The 8,201-nt window shown below is 65.6% G+C and carries 8 protein-coding genes; 7 read left to right on the plus strand and 1 reads right to left on the minus strand.

Annotation, left to right across the window (positions count from 1 at the left end):
- Window positions 1-88 precede the first annotated feature (88 nt).
- The 3 genes from V7050_RS03685 to V7050_RS03695 are packed head-to-tail and all read left to right on the plus strand — an operon-like array spanning window position 89 to window position 3,901.
- Complete coding sequence (locus V7050_RS03685) at window positions 89-1,174, plus strand: efflux RND transporter periplasmic adaptor subunit (protein WP_324373870.1); 1,086 nt, start codon at window positions 89-91, stop codon at window positions 1,172-1,174.
- Window positions 1,171-3,432 (plus strand): efflux RND transporter permease subunit, encoded by a 2,262-nt coding sequence (locus tag V7050_RS03690; RefSeq protein ID WP_324373872.1) that lies wholly within the window; start codon window positions 1,171-1,173, stop codon window positions 3,430-3,432. Before V7050_RS03685 ends, V7050_RS03690 begins: the two co-directional genes overlap by 4 nt.
- Window positions 3,433-3,451: 19 nt before the next feature.
- On the plus strand, window positions 3,452-3,901 hold the full coding sequence (locus V7050_RS03695) for a hypothetical protein (RefSeq protein ID WP_324373874.1): 450 nt from the start codon (window positions 3,452-3,454) through the stop codon (window positions 3,899-3,901).
- A 248-nt stretch (window positions 3,902-4,149) separates the two neighbouring features.
- Here V7050_RS03695 and V7050_RS03700 read toward each other — a convergent pair whose 3' ends face one another.
- Window positions 4,150-4,464, minus strand: a complete 315-nt coding sequence (locus V7050_RS03700) for a hypothetical protein (protein WP_324373876.1) — start codon at window positions 4,462-4,464, stop codon at window positions 4,150-4,152.
- On the opposite strand from V7050_RS03700, the gene V7050_RS03705 reads away from it, so the two are divergent.
- From V7050_RS03705 to V7050_RS03720, 4 genes are read left to right on the plus strand one after another with little or no spacing between them, the layout of a single operon-like run.
- Window positions 4,463-4,948, plus strand: coding sequence for a hypothetical protein (locus tag V7050_RS03705; RefSeq protein ID WP_324373878.1), 486 nt, complete (start codon window positions 4,463-4,465; stop codon window positions 4,946-4,948). The two genes, V7050_RS03700 and V7050_RS03705, sit on opposite strands and share 2 nt — an antisense overlap.
- Window positions 4,945-5,601: a phospholipase D-like domain-containing protein DpdK gene (gene dpdK, locus V7050_RS03710; protein ID WP_324373880.1), complete on the plus strand. Its 657-nt coding sequence runs from the start codon at window positions 4,945-4,947 to the stop codon at window positions 5,599-5,601. Before V7050_RS03705 ends, dpdK begins: the two co-directional genes overlap by 4 nt.
- Before the next feature lie 57 nt (window positions 5,602-5,658).
- Window positions 5,659-7,266 (plus strand): acetoacetate--CoA ligase, encoded by a 1,608-nt coding sequence (locus tag V7050_RS03715; RefSeq protein WP_324373882.1) that lies wholly within the window; start codon window positions 5,659-5,661, stop codon window positions 7,264-7,266.
- 33 nt (window positions 7,267-7,299) lie between these two features.
- Window positions 7,300-7,833, plus strand: coding sequence for a gamma carbonic anhydrase family protein (locus V7050_RS03720; RefSeq protein ID WP_324373884.1), 534 nt, complete (start codon window positions 7,300-7,302; stop codon window positions 7,831-7,833).
- The last annotated feature ends 368 nt before the right edge of the window (window positions 7,834-8,201 follow it).

An 8,201-nucleotide genomic window follows, 5' to 3' on the forward strand; every position in this document is an offset into this window, starting at 1 on the left:
TTGGTAGATTTGAGAACGCGAAACAGGCCCAGCCCACCCCTTTCTCAAAGCCGTCGCCTGCAACCCGATAACCCGAGCGGAGACACTCATGCGCCTGTCATCAGGTCCGATCCTCTGTGCCTGCGTCGCCTGCCTGTTTCTGGCGGGATGCAAGGAAGACCACGAAGCCGAGGCGCCCCCGGCGGTGCGTCCCGCCCGGGTGGCCATCGTGACGCCAAACAAGCTCGAACTGGCGGCGCAGGGCGCCGGCCGCGTCGAGGCGCGCTACGTCAGCCAGGTCGGTTTCGAAGTCGGCGGGAGGCTGATTTCGCGCGACGTCGACATCGGCTCCGTCGTCAAGAAGGGTGACAGGCTCGCGACGCTCAGCGCCACCGATTTCGAGAACAAGGTGATCACGGCCGAGGCCGATCTCGCCACCGCAAGAGCGACCCTCGTCCGGGTGGCCGCGCAGGAAGAACGTGACCGCACCCTCGCGGATAGGGGCTATACGCCGCGCGCCGTCTATGACGAATCGCTGCGGTCGCTCCGGAGCGCCGAAGCGGCGGTGCAGGCCGCCGAAGCGCAGCTTCGCATCGCCCAGAACCAACTCGGCTACACCCGGCTGCTCGCCCCGAACGATGGGATCGTCACCGCGACCGGCGCCGATCCGGGGCAGGTCGTGGAAGCCGGGCAGATGGTCGTCGAGGTCTCGCGCGACGCCGAGCGCGAGGCGGTCTTCGCCGTCGCCGGCGCAGACGTCGACGGCGTGACGCCCGGCATGCAGGGCAAGGTCTGGCTGCAGGCGCAGCCCGAGGTGGCGGTCACCGGCACCGTTCGCGAGATCTCGCCGGTCGCCGACAGCACCACGGGAACCTACGAAGTGCGGGTCTCCCTGCCCTCGGCGCCGCGGGAGATGCGTCTCGGGGCCATCGTCGTCGGCCGCGCCGAAGCCGAGGGCGCGGAGGTGACGACGCTCCCCGCCACCGCGCTGCTGCAGTCCGGCGACGGCGCGCAGGTCTGGGTCGTCTCCAAGGAGAACCAGGTGCAAAGGCGCAAGGTCGAGCTCCTCGAGTTCGACATGGACTCGGTCGTCGTCGGCGCCGGCCTCGCCCCCGGCGAGATGGTGGTCACCGCCGGCGTCAACGCCATGGCCGATGGCCAGGTAGTGAAGCCCGAGATGGAGGCACAGCGATGACCCGCTTCAACCTATCCGAATGGGCGGTGAACAACCGCGCCATCACCGTCTTCTTCATGCTGGTCTGCCTCATCGGCGGGCTGGGCGCCTACCGCGGGCTGGGCCGCGAAGAGGACCCCGACTTCTCGATCCAGACCATGGTCGTCCAGGCCTCTTGGCCAGGCGCGAGCGTGGCCGACACCCTCACGCAACTGACCGACCGGCTCGAGAAGAAGCTCGAGGAGACCCCCAACCTCGACTACCTCAAGAGCTACACCAAGCCCGGCCAGGCGACCATCTTCGTCAACCTCAAGGAGTCGACGCCGAGCGAAGAGATCGAGGACACCTGGTGCCAGGTCCGCAAGAAGATCGACGACATGCGGATGACCTTGCCGGAGGGCGTGGTCGGTCCCTTTTTCAACGACGAGTTCGGCGACGTCTTCGGCATTGTCTACGGCGTCACCTACGACGGCTTCACGCCGCGCGAAGCGCGTGATTTCGTCGAGACGGCGCGGGCCGAGTTCCTGCGCTCGCCGGACGTCGGCAAGGTCGAGATCTTCGGCGACCAGGATCAGAAGGTATACCTGAGCTTCTCGCCGCAGAAGCTCGCCAACCTCGACCTGAGCCTCGAGCGGGTGCTCGCGGCGGTCGCCGAGCAGAACGCCGTGGCTCCGTCCGGCATCATCAACACGTCGCACGAGAACATGCTGGTCGACGTCACCGGCGCGCTCGTGACGCCGGAGGACATCGCTGACCTGAACCTCTGGATCGACGGTCACTTCTACAAGCTCACCGACATCGCTTCGGTCGAGCACGGCTATAGCGACCCGCCCACCAAGATGTTCCGCGTCAACGGCAAGCCGGCGATCGGGATCGGCGTCAACATGCGCGATGGCGGCAACAACCTCACTTTCGGCGAGGGCTTGCACCATGCGGCCGAAAACCTGGTGGAGCGGCTTCCGATCGGCGTCGAGCTCAACCTCGTGTCCGACCAGCCCGAGGTCGTGCGCGAAGCCATCGGCCATTTCACCAAGGCGCTCCTCGAGGCGGTCGTGATCGTGCTTGCGGTCAGCTTCGTCAGCCTCGGCCTCCGCGCCGGGCTCGTCGTCGCCCTGTCGATCCCGCTCGTCCTCGTCATCGTCTTCGTGGCGATGGAGCTGATGGGCATCAGCCTGCAGCGCATCTCCCTCGGCGCCCTCATCATCGCGCTCGGCCTCCTCGTCGACGACGCCATGATCACGACGGAGATGATGATCTCCAAGATCGAGGAAGGCATGGACAAGATGAAGGCCGCGACCTTCGCCTATACCTCCACGGCCTTCCCGATGCTGACGGGCACCCTGGTCACCGTCTTCGGCTTCCTGCCGATCGGTTTCGCCGACAACAGCACCGGCCAGTACACCTACTCGCTCTTCGCCGTGGTCGCCGTGGCGCTCATCGCCTCGTGGTTCGTGGCGGTTCTTTTCGCGCCGGTTATCGGCGTCGCGGTACTGCCTCCGACGATGAAGGGGCATTCGACAGCCGAACCGGGGCGCTTCATGCGTCTCTTCGCCGATGTGCTCGGCTTCGCCATGCGGCGCCGCTGGCTCACCATCGGCGCGTCGCTCATCGCCTTCGGCATCTCGCTCTACGGTATGGGCTTCGTGCAGCAGCAGTTCTTTCCCGCCTCCAACCGGCCCGAGCTGCTGGTGACGATGACCCTGCCGAAGAACGCTTCGATCGCAGCGACCGAAGCCACGACCGAGCAGCTCGAGGAAGCCCTCGCGGGTGACGCCGACATCGTGAGCTTCTCGTCCTACGTCGGCGGCGGCGCCATCCGCTTCTACCTGCCGCTCGACGTGCAGCTCGACAACGACTTCATCGCCGAGACCGTGGTCGTCGCCAAGGACCTGGAGGCGCGCGACCGGGTGAAGGCCCGACTCGAATCGCTGCTCGCGCGCGACTTCCCCGACGTGACGGCGCGCGTCTCCCGCCTCGAGCTCGGTCCGCCCGTGGGCTGGCCGCTGCAGTACCGGGTCAAGTCGCTTCCAGATCGCTCCGGCTCCGCGGATACCTCACCGGCTCATCGGTGTTCTTCTGGCCGTTCGTTCCCGCCCTGCTGGCTTGGGGGCTTGTCGCGATGGCGGCAACCAGCGAACTGCCAAGTATGGACGCAGCGGCTTCGCCAAAGCAGAGCGCTACCCTTTCTCCTTCCATCCATATGCTTAGTGAAGGCGGCGCGATGTCAGCGCGGGCAACAGTCTATCGGTCCGACAAGGCCGAGGAGGGTGGCTCAATAACGGGATCTGCAGGCACACCATGGATGTAGCATACATCTCCGCGTTCTCGGCGCTGGCCGGTTCGATCGTCGGCGGCCTGATGTCAGGCTTCACGACCTGGCTGAGCCACCGCTATCAGGCGAAGGCTGGGCTGATCGTCCATAAACTTTCGCATCGAGAGGATCTCTACAGAGACTTCATCGTTGCGGCGTCGAAGGCCTTTGGCGAGGCCAACATGCGCAGTGAGCCGCAGGTTCAGGAGTTGGTCACCCTTTACGGCATGATCAGCAGGATGCGTGTGGAATCCTCGCCGCAAACGATCGCGCGCGCGGAGGCGGTCGTTCGTGCAACGATCGATGCCTGTCTCGCGCCGAACAAGACGCTGGCCGATCTGCACGCGGCCATGCGAAGCGGTGAAGAGGGAATGGACCCGCTGAAGGAGTTCGCCGAGGCCGCGCGCGAGGAACTCAGCAGGCTACGGTACCTATAGGGCGACGCCCGCGCGGAATCGGTCGCATCCGGCAGAGTCGTTGGGCAGTCGAGGGGTGCGGACACCCAACGATCTCGAGTTCATCGGCGCGCCCCGGGGACCCCACTCAATGGCGAGCACGTGCGCATGTCGAGGCCGGTCTCAGCGATCAGACGCGACCCTTGTGCGACGTCGCTGGCTGCGCCCGCGACGCGGAGACGTTGATCGCGCCGCCGCCGAAGTTTGCACTCCGAAGCCCCGTCCGCGATTCAGACAGCCGGCGGGGCCCAGTTCAGGAAGAAGCCTACGTCGCCAGGGATGTCGCCCGGAAAGCTTATCACCATCGCCTTCAGCTTGTAGCCCCGCGGCTTCGCCAGCTCTTCGTAGCTCTCGAAAAGCTCCTTCGCCTTGCCTTGCAGCGTCTCAGGCCAGCTCGGGTCGTTGTTGTTGATGGCGCGTCCGCTGTCTGTGCATAGACCCGAGGGGAAGCTGTAGATCATCGCCTCGAACTTACCATCCTTCACCGCGTTCATGACCAGACGCCGCACCATCGCCATCTCGTCGTCGCTGACGTGATTGTTCATGAAGTCGCGGGTGAATTCCGCGAGCCTGTCCCGACGCGACGATATCGATCTCGCCTTGAGCTTCGCCGGGATCGATGCGCCGACGGTCAATCCTGACCAGTGGCGCTTCGGTGTGATCTATGGGCTTCTGTGGCCACGCGGCGCGCAGATCCGCCAGGCAGGCCTTCGCCTCTCGTCGATCTTTGTTGACCTGCCGTTTCCCGAGCCTCTGCTCGTACGCGCCTATCTTAGTGAAGGCTCGGTGCCGATCGACGTCTGCGCCGCCAACTGGCAGGCGCTCTGCCTGGCACGCCTTGCCGAAGTCGGTGCGGCCACCCTGGTCTGCCCAATGGCGGACGCCGACCGACTCGCCAACGCTTTGGCCTTCTTAGCGACCAACCCGGTCCAGACCGCCTATCTCTCGGTCTTTGCCCGCGTCCAGGCGGTGCGCCGGGTGGCTGATCAATTTGAGGTCGATGCTGACATCGCAGAGGCGCTGCAATGACCTTCGAAACCCGCCGCATCTTCAAGAGCGCTGTCACGAGCCAGAATCTGATCCGCGAGTTGCTCCAATTGATGCTTCTCGGCGGACTGCTCGCGCCAGGCGGCGAGCGGGCTTGGCTTGTGAGCCCCTGGATCAGCAACATCGTACTGTTCGACAACCGCGCGGGTGGATTCGGCGCGGTCAATCCGGAATGGGGTAGTCGCGAGATCCGGCTGATCGAGGTCGCGAAGGATCTCATGGCGAGAGGCACCCCGCTCGGCATCGCGACCAGCTTCGATAAGCACAATGACCCACTGATCGCCGCATTAAGGGACGCTGTTGACGAAGAAGGGCTCGCCGAGCAGCTGACCATCGTCCGGCGTCAGCACCTCCACACCAAAGGCGTGCTCCTGCAGCGTGGCCTGCTCACTGGCTCGATGAACCTCACCCATAATGGGCTCGAGCTCAACGACGAGATGGTCGTCTACGACACCAGCCCCAAGACGCTCGCCGATCCGAGCTCCACCCTCAAGGCCTTCGAGCAGCACATCGCAAGGCGCTATCCGCGCCTTTTCGCTTCACGCCGCGGCATCCGCACGGCCAGGAGCCCGGTTCTTTCCCGACGCGAGGCTGAACTTCGCCGAGAACCTGCTCGCCGGAAGCGCCGGACTTGACGGGGCAAGCGACGCCATTGTGTTCCGCGCCGAGGCCGGGCCGATCTGCCGCTGGTCATGGGACGAGTTGCGCCGTATGTGTCGCGGCTGCAACAGGCCCTGGCCGCCCTCGGCATCGGCGAGGGCGACCGCGTCGCCGGGCTCTTGCCGAACATCCCAGAGGCGGTCGTCGCCATGCTGGCCACCGTTTCGCTCGGGGCGGTCTGGTCCTCGGCCTCGCCGGACTTCGGAGTTCGCGGCGTGCTCGACCGCTTCGGCCAGATCGAACCCAAGGTGCTCATCACGGTTGATGGGTACCGCTACGTCGGCAAGGACATCGACCTCGCCGGCAAGCTCGCGGAGTTGCAGCCGTTCCTGCCGACAGTCGTCCGCTGCGTCGTTGTCGGCCATCTCAGTAACGGTCACGCGGCCGCGCAGGCGCTCGCCAACGGCGTGACCTGGACCGAATTCACCGCACCCCATCCGCCGGCACCGCTTCGCTTTGCCCAGCTACCCTTCGACCATCCGCTGGTGATCCTCTACTCCTCCGGCACGACGGGCGCGCCGAAGTGCATAGTCCACCGCGCCGGGGTGCTCCTTCAGCACCTCAAGGAGCTCGGTCTGCACGCCGATGTGCGCCGGGGCGACCGGCTGTTCTATTTCACCACGCTCGGCTGGATGATGTGGAACTGGCTGGTGTCGGGTCTCGCGCGCGGCGCGACGCTGATGCTCTTCGACGGCTCGCCGTTTCACCCCGGCCCGAACGTGCTGTTCGACTACGCCGAGGCGGAGCGTGTGACGCATTTCGGCACATCCGCCAAGTACCTCGATACGCTACGCAAGTCCGGCCTCCGTCCACGCGAGACCCATGACCTCTCGAGCCTGCGCGCAGTCTTCTCGACCGGCTCGCCACTGGCGCCGGAGGCGTTCGACTACGTCTATGACGCGATCAATCCCGACCTGCACCTCGCCTCGATCTCGGGCGGCACCGACATCTTGTCCTGCTTCGTGCTCGGCGATCCGACCCGCCCGGTTCTGCGCGGCGAGATCCAAGGCCCCGGCCTCGGGCTCGCCATAGAGGTCCGCGACGCAGCGGGAGGGCCGGCGCCCGCCGCGGCGAAGGGAGAGCTCGTCTGCGCCGCGCCGTTCCCCGCGATGCCTCTCGGCTTCTGGGGCGATGATGGCGGCGCGCGATACCACGCAGCTTACTTCGAGCGCTTCCCGGGCGTCTGGTGCCAGGGAGATTTCGCCGAGACGACGGCGAACGGCGGCTTCGTGATCCACGGCCGCTCAGACGCCACGCTCAACCCCGGCGGTGTGCGCATCGGCACCGCCGAGATCTACGCCGAGGTCGAGAAGGTGCCGGAAGTGCGCGAATGCGTCGCCATCGGTCAGGATTGGGACGGCGATGTTCGCGTGGTGCTGTTCGTCGCGCTGCATCCTGGCGCCATGCTCGACGACGTGCTCGTCGGCCGGATCAAGTCGGGCATCCGCGCCGGTTCCTCGCCTCGGCATGTGCCCGCAAGAATCGTCGCTGTCGCTGACATACCTCGCACAAAGACCGGCAAGGTCACCGAGCTCGCGGTGAGCGATGTGGTTCACGGCCGCGTTGTCACCAACCGGGAGGCGCTCGCGAACCCGGAGGCGCTCGAACTCTTTCGCGACCTGCCCGAACTTCGTGCCTGATCGCCTGGTCAGCCTGAACCGAAAGGAATCATCGTGGCCGTCTACAAGCTCGACGAATACTCCCCCGAGTTGCCGGAAGCGGGCAATTACTGGATCGCCCCGAGCGCCACGGTAGCGGGCCGGGTCCGCGTCGGTCGCGACGTCGGCATCTGGTTCGGCGCCGCGTTGCGCGGCGACGATGAGGCCCTCGACGTCGGCGATCGAACGAACGTTCAGGACAATGCCGTGCTTCACGCCGACCCTGGGTTCCCACTCATGATCGGGCGTGGCTGCACGATCGGGCATGGTGCCATCGTCCACGGCTGTACGATCGGCGACAACACGATGGTTGGCATGGGGTCGACGATCATGAACGGCGCCCGCATCGGCGCGAACTGCATCATTGGGGCCAATGCGCTCGTCACGGAGGGGAAGGCCTTTCCCGACAACAGCCTGATCATGGGAGCGCCCGCGAAGGCCGTCCGCGAGCTCGACCCGAACGCAGTTTCGGAATTGGAGCGCAGCGCCGAGGCGTACGTCGAGAAATGGCGGCGATACGCTCGTGGCGCCGAGCGCGTTGCAGATTGATCCGGACGGGGAACGACCAGCAACGTGGCTCGAACATTGCCTCGCGCGTAGCAACGCGCTGAACTTGACGCCGGCTCCACGACGCAGGGACCCAGGAGCAGCGGGAACGACACGCCGCAGCGATGCCAGCCGGGGCGGGATCCATGACGGAGTGGGGTCCGGAATCTCGATTCCGACCTGCGCATTGAGCACCCCGCCTAATGCGAAGCAACTCACCCAGAACGGGACGAGAACCGCGAGGGCAGAAAAAGGGCAGAAAAAGGGCAGAAAATGGCGGGCGGAACGAAACGCGCCCGTAATTTCCTTTGTGATTTCAGGATGTTAGGCTGGCTGGGGAACCTGGATTCGAACCAGGACTAACGGAGTCA

The organism is Amaricoccus sp., assembly GCF_036846665.1.
Lineage (GTDB): Bacteria > Pseudomonadota > Alphaproteobacteria > Rhodobacterales > Rhodobacteraceae > Amaricoccus.

Bases quoted from the DNA above. Each gene is read 5' to 3' on its own strand.
- V7050_RS03700 (WP_324373876.1), bottom strand. From the start codon at position 4,464: ATGAACAATCACGTCAGCGACGACGAGATGGCGATGGTGCGGCGTCTG.
- V7050_RS03695 (WP_324373874.1), top strand. From the start codon at position 3,452: ATGGATGTAGCATACATCTCCGCGTTCTCGGCGCTGGCCGGTTCGATC.
- V7050_RS03705 (WP_324373878.1), top strand. From the start codon at position 4,463: ATGAAGTCGCGGGTGAATTCCGCGAGCCTGTCCCGACGCGACGATATC.
- dpdK (WP_324373880.1), top strand. From the start codon at position 4,945: ATGACCTTCGAAACCCGCCGCATCTTCAAGAGCGCTGTCACGAGCCAG.
- V7050_RS03685 (WP_324373870.1), top strand. From the start codon at position 89: ATGCGCCTGTCATCAGGTCCGATCCTCTGTGCCTGCGTCGCCTGCCTG.
- V7050_RS03715 (WP_324373882.1), top strand. From the start codon at position 5,659: ATGGGACGAGTTGCGCCGTATGTGTCGCGGCTGCAACAGGCCCTGGCC.
- V7050_RS03690 (WP_324373872.1), top strand. From the start codon at position 1,171: ATGACCCGCTTCAACCTATCCGAATGGGCGGTGAACAACCGCGCCATC.